Source organism: Aequorivita todarodis (assembly GCF_028561335.1).
GTDB classification, from domain to species: domain Bacteria; phylum Bacteroidota; class Bacteroidia; order Flavobacteriales; family Flavobacteriaceae; genus Aequorivita; species Aequorivita todarodis.
In genome coordinates, this window is the sequence record NZ_JAQQTG010000006.1 from 46,131 (window position 1) to 65,560 (window position 19,430).

Here is a 19,430-nt window from a genome sequence, read left to right on the forward strand (position 1 = left end):
GTTTATGCTTAAAAAATATAAAGATGTAACTCCGAATGATAATTTTATTATTTCTGAATAAGGTTGGCCTCTGTTACGGTTGCCAAACTGTCGCAGTTTTCAATTCTTATTTTTAGGGTTTTTTCTGAAACTTTCCCTTTAATTACATACTGTTTGCAGGAATCCAGACGCGTATTGCTTTCAGAAAATACTACATCGCCGTCCTTCAATAAAGTTGAAATAGCCGAGGTGTCCATTTGGTTTTCGCGAAGAACTGTCAGCGTTTTTTCAGAAAAGGCGCGTTCTTTCAATCGGATGTTTTTGAGGGTCCTTGCGTCCAGGCCATAGGCACAAGATGTTTTTTTTCCGCTTAGAATAAAAAAGAGCAGGGCTATTCCAATTATAAAACCACCTGAAAAATAGGCCAATCGGTATGCTAACTTCATTTTTTGGGATTAGGATTAATTAATTCTTGGAGATTGAGGTGCCTTAATTTAGAAAATCAATAAATTAAGATCGCTGTAAGGCATGTCAAACCAATCTGCGACTGCCTTATTTGTCAAAATTCCGCGGTAAAAGTACAACCCATTTTTTAAACCGTTATCAAAACGGATGGCATTTTCCAATCCTCCGCTTTCGGCAATTTCCAAAATATAGGGTGTGAAGATGTTACTTATGGAAATAGAAGCGGTTTTAGGGTAGCGCGCGGGAATATTGGGCACGCCATAATGTATCACGTTGTGCTTTATGCAGGTTGGGTTGTCGTGGCTGGTCATTTCGGTAGTTTCAAAACAGCCGCCCATATCTACGCAAACATCAATTATTACGGCGCCTTTTTTCATATTTCGCACCATTTCCTCAGTAACAATTATCGGGGCTCTATTTTGTCCGCGGACCGCGCCAATGGCAACATCGCAGCGCAAAAGGGCCTTCATTAAATTTTTTGGTTGTATCGTTGAAGTATATAGAATGCGATTCACATTCGTTTGAATTGTCCTCAATTTGGTAATGGAACTATCAAAAACTTTAACGTTGGCACCAAGGCCAAGCGCAGACCGGACTGCAAACTCGCCTACGGTGCCTGCGCCAATTACGACTACCTCAATAGGAGGGACGCCGCTTATGTTTCCAAAAAGCAGTCCATTTCCCTTTTTCGCATTTACCATTAGCTCTGCCGCAATCAGCACGGAAGCAGTTCCCGCGATTTCGCTTAAAGCTTTAACGGCGGGATAACTGTGGTCCTCGTCTTTGATAAATTCAAAAGCAAGGGCGGTAATCTTCTTTTTTGAGAGCGCATCGAAGTACGATTTTTGTCGGGTTTTTAATTGCAATGCAGAAATTAGAACGGCTTTGGGCTTTATAAGTTCTAATTCTTCGAGGGTAGGTGGTTCCACTTTTAAAACTATTGGGCAGCCAAATACTTTTTTGGTATCCTCTGTTAATTTTGCGCCGGCTTCCGAGTAATCTTTGTCGGAAAACCCTGCCTCATTCCCAGCTCCTTTTTCAATCAAAACCCTGTGGCCATTGCTCACCACGGCATTAACAGCATCTGGAGTAAGACAGATTCGTTTTTCCTGGAAATAGGTTTCTTTTGGAATACCTATGTACAGTTCTCCTCTTTGCTTTGATATTTCAAGGGTTTCTTCCTGGGGAAGCAATTGTGCAATCGTGAAAGGTGATTTTGGATTTGGCATAGTTCAAAACTTGATTGTATCAATTTACGGAATAAATTTCATATTTGTTCAAGTTAAAAATTACCGAAATAGATCTTTTATTTGTTGCCAAAAAGATCTTCTTTGGAGAAGCTCCTCTTCAAATGATTTCAAATCGTCTGCCCGCATCTGGCTAAAAAGCTTTGCACGGATTAAATAGACAAAGGGGACCAAGATCATCATTATAGGAATTACGTAAACTATTTCAACCTCATCAACATCAAAATTTTGTTTTAGAATATTGAACAATTGAAAAACATACATGGAGAGCGGAACCAATATGATCCAATGCCACCAGTGCTTGCAAGTAAAAAACCATATAAGCAATAAAATTACAGGAATTACCTTGCCTGTAAGAAACCAGGCATATTGATAAAGGGAAGGGAATTTTGTCGTAAACTTAAATAGAAAAGTTTCCCAAACTTGTGTGTTGTCTGGGAAACTTTCATACGAGTAATATATAAAAGGGGTAACCGCCATTATGAAGACGATGATACCACCCTGTATAAGGCTTTTTTTATCCGGCTGGCGGAACTTTAACCGTTCTCGCGTCGATTTGTTGTGGGGTTTGTTCATCCTGGATTCCTTCTGGGGTACAAGAAGCAAATAATCCTGCGGCAAAAATTGCGGCTACAATAATAAGTTTTAGATTTTTCATAATAGTAAGTTTTTGTGAGGTTAATATGGGTCAAACTTACAATCAAAAAACTTAAACATAATAATTATGTTTATGGTATCTTTACAGGTTATTCTGCAATAAAATGCTTTGAAATACATTCTAATCTCCAAATTGGTGTTAAAAATTTAACACTCCGAATAAATCAGGAATTATATTCTCTTATTTCAATGACACTTATTGGTTGGTTTGCTTCTGGTTTTTTTGTTCGTATATAGGTTTAGTTTTGAGGTTTTCTTTATGTATGCCATCACAAGGAATTTATGATAAACTGCCTTTTTTTGATAGCCGCTGTAATTTGCAAAAGGTCAAATCGCAAAAAAAATCAACGGTCTAAGGTACGGATTAAATTTGATATTGAATATAGTGAGGCGAATCAAAAAAGATCCTTGATCTGTTGCCACAGGTTCTTTTTGACCCCCAAATCTTCTTCAAAACTTTTCAAATCCTTTTCCATCAATTTGTTCGAAAGCCTGGCCCTAATAAGGTAAACCAGAGGAATAATTACCAACATTATGGGGAAAAGCCACCAGATTTCTACCTCGTCCACAAAGCCCACGTCGTCATTTATAACGTTGAAAAGCTGGAAGGCAAACATACCTATGGGTATTAATATAACGTGGTACCACCAGTGTTTGCAAGTAATAAACCAAATGACCAGCAACAATAGCGGTACAAACTTGCCCATCATGGTCCATACCGAAACATATACTTCCTGGTACCAGTTGGCATGATAGGTAAACAAAAAAGTTTCCCACGTATTGGTTTGTGGGAAACTTTCATAAGAATAAAATATATAGGGCGATGCCGCTATAATAAGTGCTATAATACTACCCGTGACTAGGGACGATGATTTTGCTTTTGTGGATTTGTTGGGGTGCTTGTTCATCCTGGATGCTTTCTGGGGTGCAAGAAGCAAAGGTTCCCAATGAAAAAATTGCTGCGATAAAAAGTACTTTTAGAGTTTTCATAATATAAGTTTTTGTGAGGTTAATAACACTTCAAACCTACTATGAAAAAAGAAAAATAAAACAATTATTTTTGCTATATATTTATAGATTTTTTAAGAATAAAATTCCCGCTTAATAATTTTTGCGATTTGGGGCAAACAATTAAAAAGAAATTATAGATAAAAATGTCTCGCTGCAATTTTAGTTCATTGGCAAAATTTTTAAGGTTCTACTTCCGTTATTGTTACTATTAATGATCAGTTTGGTGGCCTGCCGGGGTAAAAGTGCACTTACTTTCTCCGGCCATTCTATAAAGATATAGGCGCCACTGCATAAATAATCTTCCACGCCTATATCATAAGCTTCGGCAATATCGTTAATTCTGTAAAAATCAAAGTGATATACAACCCCATCCGTAGCTTCATATTCATTGACAATCGAAAAGGAAGGACTGCCCGATAGCTCCAGGACCCCAAGTTGTTTTACAAGTTCCTTAATGAGTGTGGTTTTGCCTACCCCCATTTCACCATAAAGTAGGAATATATTGGATGCTGATGCCTTAAGGATTTGTGCAGCAACTTTGGAAATTTCGTTTTGGGTGTATGTGATTTCCATTATAAAAACGGAACGAATATAAAAAATATATCAGTTAAATCCGCATATATTGAAAATTGTCTTAAACCGATATGATTTTAAAACTTTATCTGGGCGTTAAGACCGAAAACGGAATTATCATTTCTTCCAAGGAAACCCCGCCGTGTTGGTAGGTATTTCTGTAATAACTTACGTAATGGTTATAGTTATTGGGATATGCAAAGAAATAATCTCCCTTGGCAAAAATAAACGAACTGCTCATATTGATGGTAGGCAAACAGATGGATTTAGGGTCTTTTGCCGCCAAAACCTCCTTGTCTTCATAAGTTAAGCTCTTTCCCGTTTTGTAACGAAGATTAAGACTGGTGTTTTTATCGCCAATTACTTTTGAGGGATTTTTCACATTGATGGTGCCGTGGTCTGTAGTGATTATAAGCTTGAAGCCCAAACGCGCAGCTTGCTGTATTATCTCCAACAGCGGCGAATTTTTAAACCAGCTCTGGGTTAATGACCGGTACGATTTATCGGTGGATGCCAATTCCTTGATGACCTCCATTTCAGTCTTGGAATGGGAGAGCATATCCACAAAATTATAGACCACCACCGTCAAATCTTCATCTTTATGGCTTCGGAAGTTTTCCACAAGCTTCTTGCCCTGTTTCAAACTAGATATTTTGTGATAGCTCCAGTTTAAGTCCAATTTTAGTCGCTTAAGCTGTCCGGCCAGAAACTCTTCTTCCTTCATATTTTTTCCGCCATCCTCGGTATCGTTCAGCCAAAGGTCTGGATGCAATTTTTCCATATCACTTGGCATGAGGCCTGAAAAAATGGCGTTTCGCGCATACTGCGTAGCCGTGGGGAGAATGCTGCAGAAAAGTTCCTCACTTGTTTTTTTGTAGATATTGGCCACCGTGGGTTCAAAAGCCTTCCATTGGTCAAACCTCAAATTGTCAATAACCACCAAAAGCGTTGGGGTTCCTTGCTGCAATTGCGGCTGTATCTTTTCCTTAAAAAGCGTATGCGACATAATTGGCGCCTCACTCGGATCCTCAAACCATTTTGGATAATTTTTATCAATAAACTTGCAGAACTGGCTATTGGCCTCTGTTTTTTGGGATTCCAAAATTTCAAACATCCCGGAATCTTCAATGTCTTCCAGCTCCAATTCCCAATAGACCAATTTTTGGTAGAGGTCTTTCCATTCCTCAAAACTGTTCACCATGGAAAGGTCCATCGCGATTTTTCGGAATTCCTGTTGGTAATTGGAAGTGGTCTTTTCTGAAACCAGCCTGCTGTGGTCCAGATTTTTCTTCAAACTCAATAGAATCTGGTTTGGGTTTACGGGTTTTATAAGATAATCGGCAATTTTGGAGCCGATGGCCTCTTCCATAATGTATTCTTCCTCGCTTTTGGTTATCATCACTACCGGAATGGAGGCTTGCTGCTCCTTAATTTCGGTAAGCGTTTCAAGCCCGGAAAGGCCGGGCATGTTTTCGTCTAAAAAAATAATGTCGAAAGTTTCTTTTTTAATTTCTTCCAGGGCGTCGGTACCGCTCTGTGCGGTAGTTACCTTATAGTTTTTGTTTTCCAGGAAGAGAATGTGCGGTTTTAGCAAATCTATCTCGTCATCTACCCAAAGTACTTTTATGTCGCTCATATATGTATATTTGTCTTTATGCTCCGAAGCCTTTGCCCTTTGTAGCAATTCTTTCATTGCGAAAGGGGCCGGCGTAGGAGTATATTAAATTTGTTTTGTGAATAATTCTCGCTGCTTTGAAGAATTTTCCTCAAAAATAGTCCTGAATTGTTTCAATAAACCATTGGAGCTATTAATTTAAAGTTAAAGTTTGAAAACCCTTCCGAAGCATAAAATTATAAACGACCCGATCTATGGTTTTATTACCGTGCCGAGCGCGCTGGTTTTTAATTTGATGGAGCACAAATACTTTCAAAGGCTCCGTAGAATCTCCCAAATGGGTTTTTCGTATATCGTTTATCCGGGCGCGCACCACACGCGTTTCCATCACGCGCTCGGCGCCATGTTTTTGATGCAAAAGGCCGTGCAAGTACTTAAATCAAAAGGGGTTGCGATTTCTGAAAAGGAAGAGGAAGCGCTGTATATCGCCATTCTTTTGCACGATATTGGCCACGGCCCATTTTCGCATGCCATGGAAAACAGCATTGTTGAAAACATAAGCCACGAGCAAATTTCCCTGCTTTTTATGGAGGCGTTAAACCGAAAGTTTAACAAGCAATTAACGCTGGCCATTCAAATTTTCAAGGACGAGCACCCCAGAAAATTTCTCCACCAGTTAGTTTCGGGCCAATTGGATATGGACCGTCTGGATTATTTAAAACGCGATAGCTTTTACACGGGCGTTCCCGAAGGCACCGTAAATGCGCAGCGTTTGATAGCCATGCTGCACGTAAAGAACGATAAATTGGTGGTAGAGGAGAAGGGGATCTATTCGGTTGAAAATTTTCTCGTGGCCCGCCGTTTGATGTATTGGCAGGTCTATCTGCACAAAACCGGGATTGTAGCCGAACAGCTCCTGGTCCGGGTGCTGAAACGTGCCAAACAGCTCTCCGCACAAGGTATTTCGCTTCCGGCCAGCAATAGTCTGAAATTCTTTCTGAATAACAACATCAACCTGAAGGATTTTTCGGAAGAGGTGCTCGATACCTTTTCAAAATTGGACGATTTCGATATTATCTCGGCAATGAAGGCTTGGGTAAGCAACGACGATTTCGTTTTAAAAAATCTTTCAAAAATGCTTCTGAACCGTGATTTATTAAAGGTAAAAGTGAAATCGCAGCCATTTTCTTCCCAAAAAATAAAGGAGAAAAGAAACAAGCTTGTGGCAAAATATAATATTTCAGAAGAAGAAGCATCCTATTTTGTGTTTACCGGCAAGCTCGAAAACCAAGCCTACAGCATGGAAAAGGACACCATAAACCTGTTGAAGAAAAACGGTAAGATAATAGACGTGGCCAAGGCAAGCGACCAGTTGAATTTGGAGGCACTCTCAAAATCGGTCGTGAAATACTATATGTGCTATCCAAAAAACAATAAGGATAGCCATCGGGGCTAAATCCTTTTTTTCTATTTTTGCAGGAATGAAAACGAATGACCGAAAACCAATTCATTTAAAATTTATTACTTTGCGGTTGCTTTTAGATACTTCGGTCAAAATAAACCTTTACGCCCAATGAAATTTACAGCTGCCCAAATAGCAGGAATTCTTAACGGAACCGTTGATGGCGATGAAGGTATAGAAGTTTCAAAACTCGCAAAAATAGAAGAGGGCAGCAAAGGCAGCTTGACCTTTCTGGCCAACCCGAAATACACACATTACATATATTCTACCCAGGCTTCAATTACCATCGTCAATGATGATTTTGTGGCCTCGCAGGACTTATCAACTACGCTTATCCGTGTTGAGAATGCCTATAAGGCCTTTTCGCAATTGTTGGAATACTACAACCAGGTAAAGATGAACAAGACCGGTATAGAAAGTCCGGTGTATATTTCAGAAACTGCCAAATACGGCGAGAATCTTTATCTGGGAGCCTTTTCCTATATAGGAGAAAATGTAAAGATTGGTGATAATGTAAAGATTTATCCCAACGTATATATCGGGGATAATGTGAAAGTTGGCAATAACACTGTTCTTTTTACGGGCGCCAAGCTCTATTCCGAAACGGTAGTGGGCGAATCCTGCGTGATTAACAGCGGGGTAGTTATTGGGGCCGATGGTTTCGGCTTTACCCCGAACGAAAAAGGCGAATACAAAAAAGTTCCCCAAACGGGCAATGTTATTTTGGAAGACCATGTAGATGTAGGCCCCGGCACCACAATAGATCGGGCAACGCTCGGCTCTACGTTGATAAAGAAGGGTGTAAAACTCGATAATCAAATTCAGATTGCCCACAACGTCACCATTGGCGAAAACACGGTAATTGCGGCACAAACGGGTATTGCAGGTTCTACCAAAATAGGAAAAAACTGTATCATCGGTGGCCAAGTGGGTATTGCGGGCCATATCACAATTGGTGATAACGTGAAAATTCAGGCGCAGAGCGGTATAGGAAGAAATGTGAAGGACAATGAAACTCTTCAGGGCTCTCCGGCATTCGGCTATGGAGATTTTAACAAAAGTTATGTATATTTTAAAAACCTGCCCAAAATAATGGAAAGGTTCAATATAGTTGAAAAAAAAGTCGATAATGAGTGAAAGTGTGGTAAAACAGCGCACCATAGGTAAGGAAATTTCCCTTACCGGAGTGGGTTTGCATACAGGCAAAGAAGTTACGCTAACCTTTAAGCCTGCCCCCGAAAACCACGGATACAAATTCGTGCGGATTGATTTGGAAGGGCAACCCGTAATCGAGGCGGATGCCAATTTTGTAGTGAATACGCAGCGGGGCACAAACCTGGAAAAGAACGGGGTTAAAGTGCAAACTTCGGAACACGTGCTCGCGGCCTTGGTAGGGCTGGAGGTAGATAATTGTATTATCGAGATCAATGCTTCGGAGCCTCCAATTATGGACGGATCTTCCAAATTTTTTGTGGAAGCAATCGAAAAAGCCGGGGTAGTGGAGCAGGCCGCCCCAAGGGAAGAATATGTGGTAAAGGAAGTCATTTCTTACTTGGATGAAGAAACCGGAAGTGAGATAATCGTAATGCCCGCTGACCAATATCAGGTGACTACTATGGTCGATTTCGGCACAAAAGTCTTGGGCACGCAGAACGCATCACTCAATAATATTTCAGACTTTAAGAATGAAATTGCCAATGCCCGAACTTTCAGCTTTCTTCACGAAATTGAAATGCTGTTGGAACACGGCCTTATTAAAGGAGGCGATCTCAATAATGCAATAGTTTATGTAGATAAACCACTTTCCCCCAGTACAATGGAAAAGCTGCGTTCCGCCTTCGGCAAGGATAACATCTCGGTAAAGCCCAACGGAATTCTGGACAACCTTACCCTTCATTATCCCAACGAAGCCGCAAGGCACAAGCTCTTGGATGTGATTGGCGATTTGGCCCTGGTGGGTACCCGCATTCGCGGAAAAGTGATTGCCAACAAGCCCGGCCATCACGTAAATACGCAGTTCGCGAAAAAACTTTCAAAAATTATAAGACTCGAAGCCAGAAACAGCGTTCCGAAATTTGACATCAACCAACCGCCCGTAAAGGACGTGAACCAAATAATGGCAATGCTTCCGCACAGACCACCGTTTTTATTGGTTGATAAGATTATGGAAATGACCGAGACCAGTGTGGTAGGTCTTAAAAACGTAACCATGAACGAGCCATTTTTCGTCGGTCACTTTCCCGGAGCTCCTGTTATGCCGGGAGTGTTGATTGTGGAGGCGATGGCGCAAACGGGCGGCATATTGGCCTTGAGCACCGTTCCGGATCCTGAAAATTACCTGACCTTCTTTATGAAGATTAACAATGTGAAGTTTAAGCAGCAGGTTAATCCCGGGGATACCCTAATCTTTGTATTGGAATTGATCTCTCCCATTCGCCGCGGCATTGTACATATGCAAGGAAACGCGTATGCCAATGGCAAATTGGTAACAGAGGCCGAACTGATGGCCCAAATGGTAAAAACAAAAAATTTATAAATGAACCGGGCGCGTGCCAAAATCTGATTAAAAAAAATAGATTTATGACCCGAGCACATTTCATCTATTAAAAACAATAAACAATAGAAATGAATCAACCACTTGCATACGTCCATCCGGGCGCAAAAATTGCCAAAAACGTAGTGATTGAGCCCTTCACGACCATCCATAATAACGTCGTGATTGGCGAAGGGACTTGGATAGGCAGCAATGTAACCATTATGGAAGGAGCACGCATCGGTAAAAATTGCAACATTTTTCCGGGAGCTGTAATTTCGGGGATTCCGCAGGATCTTAAATTTAAAGATGAAGAAACTACCGTGGAAATAGGCGATGGCACAACAATCCGTGAATATGTTACCATAAACCGCGGCACCATTGACCGCGGCAAAACCGTAGTTGGAAAAAACTGCTGGATAATGGCCTATTGCCACATTGCGCACGACTGCATTGTGGGCGATAACTGTATTTTTTCAAACAACAGCACGCTTGCCGGACACGTAACCGTTGGCGACCACGTAGTTTTGGCAGGGATGACCGCCGTACACCAGTTTTGTATGATTGGCAACCACGCCTTTGTAACCGGGGGCTCGCTCGTGCGCAAGGACGTTCCGCCATACGTAAAGGCTGCCCGGGAGCCACTCAGTTATGTGGGTATTAACTCTATAGGCTTAAGGCGAAGAGGGTTCAATTCCCAGAAAATATCGGAAATTCAAAACATTTACCGAATTCTATATCAAAAAAACTATAATACCTCTCAAGCAGCAGAAATCATTGAAGCCGAAATGGAGGCCACTCCCGAACGGGATGAAATACTTCAGTTCATCAAAAATTCCAAACGCGGAATTATGAAAGGTTATTTTAATTCAAATTAAACAACAAACAACAAACAATAAACAACAAACAATAAACCCTCCCAATGGCAACATCATCAGATATTAGAAAAGGACTTTGCATCCGCTACAATAACGATATTTATAAAATTATTGAATTCCTTCACGTAAAACCGGGGAAAGGCCCCGCTTTTGTGCGTACAAAATTGAAAAGCGTTACCACCGGAAAAGTTATCGACAATACTTTTTCCGCAGGCCATAAAATTGAGGATGTGCGCGTGGAAACCCATAAATTTCAATACTTGTACAACGAGGGCGATATGTACCATTTTATGAATACGGACGATTACTCGCAAATTCGGTTGATGAAAGATATTCTCGACACGCCCGAATTGATGAAGGAAGGCGAAATAGTTACGGTGCTTATCAACACAGAGGATGGGGCCCCACTTTCGGTTGAAATGCCCGCCCACGTAATTTTGGAGGTTACATCCACCGAACCGGGCGTAAAAGGAAACACCGCAACAAATGCCACCAAGCCTGCCATTGTGGAAACAGGTGCCGAAATCAACGTCCCACTTTTTATAAACGAAGGTGATAAAATCAGAATAGACACCGAAAAAGGCCAATATCAGGAACGAATGAAGGAATAACATAAATTCCAAATTCCAATCCCGATAGTTATCGGGCCAAAATTCCAAAAAACCACAAACAATAAACAATTAACTTCAAACTCTAAACAGTAACCGTGAAATTCCCAACTCCCCAAACCCTTGAAAATATTGCCGTCATAATCGGTTCCGATTATGTGGGGGAAGCCAATTTTCCGGTGTTTGGGATGAACGAGATTCACGTGGTACAGCCCGGAGATATTGTTTTTGTGGACCATCCGAAATATTACGACAAGGCGCTGCAATCGCAGGCAACGGTAATTCTTATCAATAAAAAGGTGGATTGCCCCGTTGGGAAAGCCTTGTTGATTTCCGAAGATCCATTTCGCGATTTCAATAAACTCACACAATATTTTAAACCTTTTCAAAGTTCCAACAGCGCCATTTCAGAATCCGCCAAAATAGGCGAGGGTACTGTAATCCAGCCAAACGTTTTTATTGGTAACAACGTAAAAATCGGGCGCAATTGCCTAATCCATTCCAACGTTGCCATTTATGACAATACCGTTATCGGAAACAATGTAACCATTCACGCTGGGAGCGTTTTGGGCAGCGATGCGTTCTATTATAAAAACCGCCCAGAAAAATTCGACAAACTTTTGAGCGGAGGAAACGTTGTGATTGAAGACAATGTGGATCTGGGCGCGCTTTGCACCATAGACAAGGGCGTTACGGCCTCAACTACAATAGGCGAGGGCTCAAAGTTGGATAACCAAGTGCAGGTTGGCCACGATACGGTTATCGGCAAACGCTGCTTGATTGCATCGCAAGTGGGGATTGCAGGTTGCGTTCTAATTGCGGATTATGTAACCATTTGGGGGCAAGTGGGCATTACCAGCGGGATTACGATAGGCGAGAGGGCCGTCATTTCGGCGCAAAGCGGGGTGAGCAAATCGTTACCCGGCAACAAAGCTTATTTTGGGACCCCCGCAGACGATTTTAGAACAAAATACAAGGAGTTGGCTTCCATAAAGCTTATTCCAGATATAATAAAAAAATTGGATGAACTGTCATGAGCAATAAAGCAAAAGAAATAGTAAGGGATTTTTACAGGTCTGATATTTTAAGGGACGAAACGGTATTGGAACGCTTTTTCCATCCAGATTTGGTGCTTATTTGGAACAGTGCCAACGGCCTTTCCATTATGCACTATGACGATATTGTAAACTTTTTTGCAGAAGTTAGGCGCTCTTACAATGATTTAAGAGTGGAAGTGAGCCATTTGTTGGCAGACGGCCCGCATGTAACCATTCGCTATAAATATTACATCCGTACCATGGAAAATCCCGATGAGGAATTGGGAATAGCACATTTCATTGCCATTTGGGAAGTAAAGGACAATAAAATCTATAGGGGATATCAAGTGAGCCAACCGGTTACCGACAAAGACGACACTAACGAAAGCTACCACAGGGTTAAGGTTTAGCCCCTGATCCGCCGCGGCGGAGGAATTAAAGCTGTATCTTTGCCGAAATTCTAAAAAAGAAACTTCAAATTTTAATTGAATAATAAATAGAAATAAACAATAGAAAATACTTAAAAATGAGCGTTTTAGTAAATAAAAATTCAAAAATAATAGTTCAAGGTTTTACCGGTAGTGAAGGTACCTTCCACGCCGAACAAATGATTGATTACGGAACCAATGTAGTGGGAGGGGTAACTCCCGGAAAAGGCGGCCAAGAGCATTTGGGAAAGCCAGTTTTCAACACGGTTTCGGAAGCAGTTGAAAAGACCGGAGCCGATACTTCTATTATTTTCGTGCCCCCGGCATTTGCTGCAGACGCCATTATGGAAGCCGCCGATGCAGGAATAAAAGTGATTATCACTATTACTGAAGGAATTCCTGTGAAAGACATGATTACCGCTTCCGATTATATAAAGGACCGAGACTCCCGTCTTATTGGCCCAAACTGTCCGGGCGTTATTACCCCTGGCGAAGCAAAGGTTGGGATTATGCCCGGTTTCGTTTTCAAAAAAGGAAAAGTGGGTATCGTTTCAAAATCGGGAACACTTACTTATGAAGCCGCAGACCAAGTGGTAAAACAAGGCCTTGGCATTACAACGGCTATCGGCATTGGTGGTGACCCCATCATCGGTACAACCACTAAGGAAGCTTTGGAAATGCTAATCAATGACCCCGAAAGCGAAGCCGTGGTTATGATTGGGGAAATTGGTGGCCAACTTGAAATAGATGCCGCCAACTGGTACAAAAACAGCAGCATTAAAAAACCGGTAATCGGCTTTATTGCCGGTGAAACGGCGCCTGCGGGACGAACCATGGGCCACGCCGGAGCCATCGTTGGCGGAAGCGACGATACGGCACAGGCAAAGAAAAAAGTTATGCGCGAGTGCGGCATCCACGTGGTAGATTCGCCTGCCGAAATCGGGAAGAAAGTAAAGGAAGTTTTAGGCTAAATCTTTTAATACATACAAATGAAGCTCTGCAAAATTCGCAGGGCTTTTTTTATGGAGAACCCGCAACCTTTTGTTATATTTGACCATAAGATAGAACCTGCAAGGTTTTCCAAACCTTGTAGGTTTTTTACCAACCATCAAAACACCTTTTAAAAATATGAAATTACTGGAAGGAAAAACAGCAATCATTACAGGCGGTAGCCGCGGAATTGGAAAAGGAATCGTTGAAACATTTGCCCAGCACGGTGCCAATGTGGCTTTCACATATAGCTCTTCGGCCGAAGCGGCAAATGCTTTGGCAGATGAAGTTTCAAAATCCGGCGTGAAAGCAAAGGCCTATAAAAGTGATGCGGCTTCCTATGACGAATCCCAAAAATTGGCTGAAGAGGTTTTGAAGGATTTTGGAAGCATCGATATTCTCGTAAACAACGCCGGTATTACCAAAGACAACCTGTTGATGCGTATTTCCGAGGAAGATTTTGACAAGGTAATCGAGGTAAACCTGAAATCGGTTTTCAATATGACCAAAGCCGTACAACGCGCTATGTTGAAACAACGCAAAGGCTCCATCATCAATATGAGCTCCGTGGTTGGTGTGAAAGGAAATGCCGGACAGACCAATTACGCAGCCTCCAAAGCAGGAATTATTGGTTTTACAAAATCGGTCGCCCTGGAATTAGGTTCTCGCGATATTCGCTGTAACGCCATCGCTCCGGGTTTTATTGAAACTGAAATGACCGGAAAACTTGACGAAGCCACCGTACAGGGTTGGCGCGACGCCATTCCGTTAAAGCGTGGCGGCACTCCGGAAGATATTGCAAATGCTTGCGTTTTTCTTGCCAGCGACCTATCGGCTTATGTTACTGGCCAAGTGCTGAACGTTGACGGGGGGATGCTTACTTAAAAAAGTGTTCAGTGGCAGTGTGCAGTTCTACTCTAAACTCATCAACATTTAAGCATTTAAACTTTTAAACCCCTAAACATTTAAACTTTTTCAGTGTCCACAGAAACCATACTTTACATAATCCTCGCCGGAGTAGTATCAATTGCTCTGGCGGTTTTTATGTATGGCTATAGGTCAAAACAAACTGGTTCGCTGCGATGGGTGTTTGGAATTCTTCGGTTTATAACCTTGTTTTCAATTCTGCTTTTGATTATCAACCCAAAATTTAAAAGTGAAACCTATACCATTGAAAAACCGAAACTTCCCGTGCTTATTGACAATTCGGCTTCAATAGGGGAGTTGGGGCAGACGGAAAACGTTTCAGCATTACTTCAAAAACTGAAAGAGAATAACGAACTCAACGATAAATTTGATGTTTCCTATTATTCCTTCGGAAATGATTTCCGCGAAAGCGATTCCCTTTCTTTTGAAGAAAAAAACACAAATATTTCCAAAGCGCTGACTTCGGCCAATGAACTTTTCAAAAACCAAACGGCACCCACAATCGTCATAACCGACGGAAACCAAACCCTCGGAAATGATTACGAATTTTCTTCGGCTACGTTTGAAAACCCAATTTATCCAGTGATTTTGGGCGATTCCATACAATACACCGACTTAAAGATTGAACAACTAAACACAAACCGGTACGCATTCCTAAAAAACCAATTTCCCGTTGAAGTCATTTTAACGTATAGCGGGACAAGCCCGGTAAATTCTGAGTTTGTGGTGTCTCAAGGTGCTGCAACAGTTTACAGAACAAATGTTTCCTTTTCGGAAAACGAAACTTCAAAAACCCTTAACTTCACCTTAAATGCATCCAACGTCGGACTCCAAAAATACAGCGCGCAAATCCTGCCGCTGGCCGATGAAAAAAACAAAACCAACAACAGCAAGCAGTTTGCCGTGGAAGTGATTGACCAAGCCACCAATGTTTTGGTCGTGAGCAAAATTACCCACCCCGATTTGGGCGCACTAAAAAAAGCGATTACCTCTAACGAACGGCGAACGGTTGCGTTTAAAAAACCTGCGGAAGCGGTAAGCGTTTTAAATGATTTTCAGCTTGTAATCCTGTATCAACCGGACCGCAGTTTCGCTTCGGTTTTTGCTGAAATTGAAAAGTTGAATAAAAACACTTGGACCATTTCGGGCCTGCAAACGGATTGGTATTTTTTAAATGGCACGCAGGACAATTTCACCAAAGAGGCTTCCAACGCCAGCGAAGACATACAAGCCGAATTGAACAGCAACTACGGCACTTTTGTGGTTGAGGATATTGGCTTTGACGATTTCCCGCCGCTCCACACAGAGTTTGGCGCATTGACCATCAGCGTTCCAAATGAAGTGATGCTGGCACAGACCGTGAGCGGAATCGAAAATGGTAACCCTTTGCTCGCCACGATGGAAATAAACGGCAAACGCGACGCAATCTGGGACGGCGAAGGCTTTTGGCGGTGGCGCGCCCGCAGTTATTTGGAAACCGAGAGTTTTCAAAGTTTTGACGATTTCATAGGAAACCTCGTTCAATATTTGGCTTCCAACAAACGCCGAAGCAGGTTGGAAGTCTCTTCGGAAACCTTCTATTACAACAATAATCCTATAAAAATTTCTGCCCAGTATTTTGATAAAAACTATGTTTTTGACAATCGTGCCTCGTTGAATATTTCGGTAAAAAATACGGAGACGGAAAAACAGACCGTTTTCCCAATGCTTTTGCGAAACAATTATTACGAAGTAGATTTGAACAGCCTTCCGGCGGGAGAGTACAATTACACGGTTTCGGTGGCAAACGAAGCGGTTTCAAGCAGTGGCAATTTCACTATTTTGGATTTTAATGTGGAGCAGCAATTCCTCAATGCCGACGTTTCAAAACTTCGGCGTGTGGCCCAAAACACAAACGGGAAAGCCTTTTTTGCCACACAGGGCGATTTGCTTATCAATGCCTTGGTTGAAAATACTAACTTCCAAAACATCGAGAAAAGCGAGCAAAAAGTGGTACCTTTGGTGGATTGGAAATATCTTCTCGCCCTTATCGTTCTCGCCCTCGCTGCGGAATGGTTTATCAGAAAATATAACGGACTTGTCTAAAAATTAATTCATAGAAAATATATAAAATGGAAAAATTACCCAAACTCACAATACCCGTAATCGTAGGAATTATTTTACTCATTATTGTAGTGGCAAAATCTTCAGTAACTATTGGTTCCGGACACGCCGGGGTTCTTTACCAAACTTTCGGCAACGGGGTGGTTACTGACGAACCACCTCTTGGCGAGGGTTTTCACATTATCGCTCCTTGGAACAAGGTTTTTGTTTACGAAATTCGGCAACAGGAACTAAGCGAAAAAATGCAGGTACTGTCCTCAAACGGACTTGAAATTAAGCTTGATGCCTCTGCGTGGTACCAGCCTGTTCCCAAGGATGTAGCAAAACTGCATCAAGAAAAAGGGGAAGATTATTTGCAGCGTGTTATCCAGCCCGCAATCCGTAGTGCCGCCCGTAGTGTTGTTGGTCGCTATACTCCAGAACAACTTTATTCTACCAAGCGGGATGCAATTCAGGAAGAAATTTTTGAGGAAACCAAAAAGATTTTGGACAAGCAATACGTACAATTAAACGAAATTTTAGTGCGCGATGTTACCCTGCCGCCAACAATTAAGGACGCTATTGAACGCAAGCTTCGTCAAGAGCAGGAGTCTTTGGAATATGAATTCCGTTTGGAGAAAGCTACCAAAGAGGCACAAAAAGTTAGAATTGAAGCCCAAGGAAAAGCGGATGCAAATGCTATTTTAAGTGCTTCATTAACAGATAAAATCCTTCAGGACAAAGGAATTGACGCCACTTTAGAACTTGCAAAATCACCAAATGCCAAAGTTGTGGTGGTTGGTTCTGGCGATAGTGGATTGCCTTTGATTTTGGGGAATAACTAAACCTGTTGATAGGTCGAGCGTGTCACATTGATTGGAATCGAAGATGCAGTCGAAACCTTCTATTATTTATTTCTACAATCTAATTCTAAAAACCTTTCTTTATGGAAGGTTTTTTTGTGATTTTATCAATCTGTCTTTTGAAACGATTTAATAATCACCAACCCACAAATCACAGCCACAGCGGTTAAACCAAAGGCCAAAATGGTATTACTGTAAATAAAATTCCCAATGGCAAATAACGAGCAATAAACGCCCACCACACCCGCGAAGAAACCAAGAATCTTCATACCAAAACCTTTGAACTTGGATTCTTTTCCGAAAATGAGACTGTTGAAACTGTTTAGTGTCTCCTCTTTTGAAGGTTTCGTTAAAAGGGTTACCAACACCCAGCCAATGGTGGTAATCACCACGCCCAGAACCAATTGCCAATGTCCGGCCATTTCAACCATCGGATTTTCCATTTTTCCATTCACAAAAAAGAAAGCTGCGATTACAAAAGAAATAAGCATTGCCGCTATCTCGCTATACGGATTTATTCTGCTCCAAAACCAGCGCAGGATAAAAAGTAGGCCAGTTCCTGCACCGATTGATAGCAATAAGTTGAAGCCGTCGCGCGCTTCTTCCAAAACGAGCGCCAATAGCCCTGCTAAAACCATCATTAATACGGTGGAAATTCTACCCACCGCAACTTGCTCCTTTCCAGTGGCCTCCTTCCGAAGAAAACGTACGTAGAAGTCATTGACTACATACGAACTTCCCCAATTTAAGTGTGTGGAAATCGTGCTCATAAACGCTGCAATGAGCGACGTGATTACAATTCCCAAAAGCCCAGCCGGCAAAAAGGTAAGCATGGCAGGGTAGGAAAGGTCGTTTTTCACAAAAGCGGGATTCAAATTGGGGAAAGCGGTTTGCAGGCTTTCGATATTCGGGTAAATGATTATCGATGCCAGCCCTATAATAATCCACGGCCACGGACGAATGGCATAATGCGCAAAATTAAAAAATAACGTCGCCCAAGTGGCGTGCTTTTCGTTTTTGGCAGCGAGCATCCGCTGGGCAATATAGCCCCCGCCGCCAGGTTCGGCGCCGGGATACCACACGCTCCACCATTGTACTGCCAGCGGAATGATTAACAATGGAATCAACAATTCGGGTTTTGAGAAATCTGGAAGCATTGCGGTTTTTGCTGCAACGGCAGGAGTGGAGAGCAGCTTTTCGATTCCTCCAATTTCTGGCATGTTAACAATGAAAATGGTCGCCCAAATACTTCCCACCATCGCAATGATAAATTGCACAAAATCCGTCAGCAATACGCCTTTCAAGCCTCCAAATGCCGAATAAATAACCACCACGGGAGAAGCTATCAGCAAGACTTCGATGGAAGATAGACCAAACATTACATGACCAATCTTAATTGCGGCCAGGCAAACATTCGCCATAATCACGATGTTAAAGAAAACGCCTAGATAAATTGCCCGAAACCCTCTTAAAAATGCTGCGCTTTTTCCGCTATAGCGCAATTCATAAAACTCCAAATCTGTAGTAATACCGCTTCTTCGCCATAGTTTGGCGTAGAAAAAAACGGTCAGCATTCCCGTTAAAAGAAAGCTCCACCAAATCCAGTTTCCAAAAACCCCGTCTTCCCGAATAACGCCCGCCACAAAATTGGGCGTATCTGCCGCAAACGTAGTAGCCACCATACTTACGCCCAGCAGCCACCACGGCATATTTCTATCGGAGAGAAAAAATGATTTGGAGTCTTTGCCCGATTTTTTGGCAACCAGCAGGCCGATTGCGATGAAAACGATAAAAAATGAAACTATAATTACCCAATCAAGTGTTTCTAAATGCATAAAAGGTCTCGGTTTTTCAGCAGTTTATAATTGCTTGCGTGAAAGTAAAGAAATTGCACCTAAAATTAATAAAGCGTTAAATTTTATATTCACAGTTTAATAAACAATCTTTTTGTTTAGATTTGTCCTCACATTTATGAACAATTCATTTTTACATCATCACCATATCTTTTTCCACGCGCTCGCGAGGTGATATGGCTATTGTGTAAATTCGACAATATTCGAAAACCCGTTTGAGCA

Annotated in this window: 18 protein-coding genes; 11 read left to right on the forward strand and 7 right to left on the reverse strand. The window is 41.9% G+C overall.

The genetic code is table 11. The features are described from left to right. Positions 1-47: 47 nt before the first annotated feature. The 6 genes from POV26_RS02100 to porX form a co-directional block, all read right to left on the reverse strand. Positions 48-425 carry a hypothetical protein gene (locus POV26_RS02100; protein ID WP_272854836.1) on the reverse strand — a complete coding sequence of 126 codons (378 nt, stop codon included), beginning with the start codon at positions 423-425 and terminating at the stop codon, positions 48-50. A 48-nt stretch (positions 426-473) separates the two neighbouring features. Continuing rightward, a complete protein-coding gene (locus tag POV26_RS02105) occupies positions 474-1,673 on the reverse strand; it encodes an alanine dehydrogenase (protein WP_272854837.1) in 1,200 nt (399 codons plus the stop codon). Between the two features lie 60 nt (positions 1,674-1,733). Next, positions 1,734-2,267, reverse strand: a complete 534-nt coding sequence (locus POV26_RS02110; RefSeq protein ID WP_272854838.1) for a hypothetical protein — start codon at positions 2,265-2,267, stop codon at positions 1,734-1,736. Between the two features lie 476 nt (positions 2,268-2,743). After that, a complete protein-coding gene (locus POV26_RS02115; protein ID WP_272854839.1) occupies positions 2,744-3,256 on the reverse strand; it encodes a hypothetical protein in 513 nt (170 codons plus the stop codon). Positions 3,257-3,518: 262 nt separating this feature from the next. Beyond that, a complete protein-coding gene (gene tsaE / locus POV26_RS02120; protein WP_272854840.1) occupies positions 3,519-3,932 on the reverse strand; it encodes a tRNA (adenosine(37)-N6)-threonylcarbamoyltransferase complex ATPase subunit type 1 TsaE in 414 nt (137 codons plus the stop codon). An 85-nt stretch (positions 3,933-4,017) separates the two neighbouring features. Beyond that, the gene (gene porX / locus POV26_RS02125) at positions 4,018-5,568 is read right to left on the reverse strand and encodes a T9SS response regulator signal transducer PorX (protein WP_272854841.1); all 1,551 of its coding nucleotides are present in this window, start codon (positions 5,566-5,568) and stop codon (positions 4,018-4,020) included. Between the two features lie 190 nt (positions 5,569-5,758). On the opposite strand from porX, the gene POV26_RS02130 reads away from it, so the two are divergent. From POV26_RS02130 to POV26_RS02180, 11 genes are all read left to right on the forward strand, one after another. Next, positions 5,759-7,003: an HD domain-containing protein gene (locus POV26_RS02130; protein ID WP_272854842.1), complete on the forward strand. Its 1,245-nt coding sequence runs from the start codon at positions 5,759-5,761 to the stop codon at positions 7,001-7,003. 117 nt (positions 7,004-7,120) lie between these two features. Continuing rightward, positions 7,121-8,146 carry a UDP-3-O-(3-hydroxymyristoyl)glucosamine N-acyltransferase gene (gene lpxD / locus POV26_RS02135; protein ID WP_272854843.1) on the forward strand — a complete coding sequence of 342 codons (1,026 nt, stop codon included), beginning with the start codon at positions 7,121-7,123 and terminating at the stop codon, positions 8,144-8,146. Next, complete coding sequence (locus POV26_RS02140; RefSeq protein WP_272854844.1) at positions 8,139-9,545, forward strand: bifunctional UDP-3-O-[3-hydroxymyristoyl] N-acetylglucosamine deacetylase/3-hydroxyacyl-ACP dehydratase; 1,407 nt, start codon at positions 8,139-8,141, stop codon at positions 9,543-9,545. The genes lpxD and POV26_RS02140 overlap by 8 nt, the downstream gene beginning before the upstream one ends. A gap of 89 nt (positions 9,546-9,634) precedes the next feature. Further along, on the forward strand, positions 9,635-10,420 hold the full coding sequence (gene lpxA / locus POV26_RS02145) for an acyl-ACP--UDP-N-acetylglucosamine O-acyltransferase (RefSeq protein ID WP_272854845.1): 786 nt from the start codon (positions 9,635-9,637) through the stop codon (positions 10,418-10,420). A 44-nt stretch (positions 10,421-10,464) separates the two neighbouring features. Further along, positions 10,465-11,031, forward strand: coding sequence for an elongation factor P (gene efp, locus POV26_RS02150; protein ID WP_272854846.1), 567 nt, complete (start codon positions 10,465-10,467; stop codon positions 11,029-11,031). A gap of 95 nt (positions 11,032-11,126) precedes the next feature. After that, positions 11,127-12,065, forward strand: a complete 939-nt coding sequence (locus POV26_RS02155; protein ID WP_272854847.1) for a UDP-3-O-(3-hydroxymyristoyl)glucosamine N-acyltransferase — start codon at positions 11,127-11,129, stop codon at positions 12,063-12,065. Next, entirely contained in the window at positions 12,062-12,475 is a 414-nt protein-coding gene (locus POV26_RS02160; RefSeq protein ID WP_272854848.1) for a nuclear transport factor 2 family protein, read from the forward strand. Before POV26_RS02155 ends, POV26_RS02160 begins: the two co-directional genes overlap by 4 nt. A gap of 116 nt (positions 12,476-12,591) precedes the next feature. Beyond that, on the forward strand, positions 12,592-13,464 hold the full coding sequence (gene sucD, locus POV26_RS02165) for a succinate--CoA ligase subunit alpha (protein ID WP_272854849.1): 873 nt from the start codon (positions 12,592-12,594) through the stop codon (positions 13,462-13,464). 157 nt (positions 13,465-13,621) lie between these two features. Continuing rightward, entirely contained in the window at positions 13,622-14,368 is a 747-nt protein-coding gene (gene fabG / locus POV26_RS02170) for a 3-oxoacyl-[acyl-carrier-protein] reductase (RefSeq protein WP_272854850.1), read from the forward strand. 93 nt (positions 14,369-14,461) lie between these two features. Further along, a complete protein-coding gene (locus POV26_RS02175; protein WP_272854851.1) occupies positions 14,462-16,495 on the forward strand; it encodes a VWA domain-containing protein in 2,034 nt (677 codons plus the stop codon). Positions 16,496-16,521: 26 nt separating this feature from the next. Next, positions 16,522-17,337, forward strand: coding sequence for a prohibitin family protein (locus POV26_RS02180; RefSeq protein WP_272854852.1), 816 nt, complete (start codon positions 16,522-16,524; stop codon positions 17,335-17,337). A gap of 125 nt (positions 17,338-17,462) precedes the next feature. Here POV26_RS02180 and POV26_RS02185 read toward each other — a convergent pair whose 3' ends face one another. After that, the gene (locus POV26_RS02185) at positions 17,463-19,190 is read right to left on the reverse strand and encodes a sodium:solute symporter family protein (RefSeq protein ID WP_272854853.1); all 1,728 of its coding nucleotides are present in this window, start codon (positions 19,188-19,190) and stop codon (positions 17,463-17,465) included. Between the last annotated feature and the right edge of the window lie 240 nt (positions 19,191-19,430).

Coding starts and splice junctions, on each gene's coding strand:
- lpxA (WP_272854845.1), top strand. CDS start 9,635: ATGAATCAACCACTTGCATACGTCCATCCGGGCGCAAAAATTGCCAAA.
- porX (WP_272854841.1), bottom strand. CDS start 5,568: ATGAGCGACATAAAAGTACTTTGGGTAGATGACGAGATAGATTTGCTA.
- POV26_RS02180 (WP_272854852.1), top strand. CDS start 16,522: ATGGAAAAATTACCCAAACTCACAATACCCGTAATCGTAGGAATTATT.
- POV26_RS02100 (WP_272854836.1), bottom strand. CDS start 425: ATGAAGTTAGCATACCGATTGGCCTATTTTTCAGGTGGTTTTATAATT.
- POV26_RS02160 (WP_272854848.1), top strand. CDS start 12,062: ATGAGCAATAAAGCAAAAGAAATAGTAAGGGATTTTTACAGGTCTGAT.
- POV26_RS02110 (WP_272854838.1), bottom strand. CDS start 2,267: ATGAACAAACCCCACAACAAATCGACGCGAGAACGGTTAAAGTTCCGC.
- tsaE (WP_272854840.1), bottom strand. CDS start 3,932: ATGGAAATCACATACACCCAAAACGAAATTTCCAAAGTTGCTGCACAA.
- lpxD (WP_272854843.1), top strand. CDS start 7,121: ATGAAATTTACAGCTGCCCAAATAGCAGGAATTCTTAACGGAACCGTT.
- POV26_RS02140 (WP_272854844.1), top strand. CDS start 8,139: ATGAGTGAAAGTGTGGTAAAACAGCGCACCATAGGTAAGGAAATTTCC.
- POV26_RS02115 (WP_272854839.1), bottom strand. CDS start 3,256: ATGAACAAGCACCCCAACAAATCCACAAAAGCAAAATCATCGTCCCTA.
- sucD (WP_272854849.1), top strand. CDS start 12,592: ATGAGCGTTTTAGTAAATAAAAATTCAAAAATAATAGTTCAAGGTTTT.
- POV26_RS02105 (WP_272854837.1), bottom strand. CDS start 1,673: ATGCCAAATCCAAAATCACCTTTCACGATTGCACAATTGCTTCCCCAG.
- efp (WP_272854846.1), top strand. CDS start 10,465: ATGGCAACATCATCAGATATTAGAAAAGGACTTTGCATCCGCTACAAT.
- fabG (WP_272854850.1), top strand. CDS start 13,622: ATGAAATTACTGGAAGGAAAAACAGCAATCATTACAGGCGGTAGCCGC.
- POV26_RS02185 (WP_272854853.1), bottom strand. CDS start 19,190: ATGCATTTAGAAACACTTGATTGGGTAATTATAGTTTCATTTTTTATC.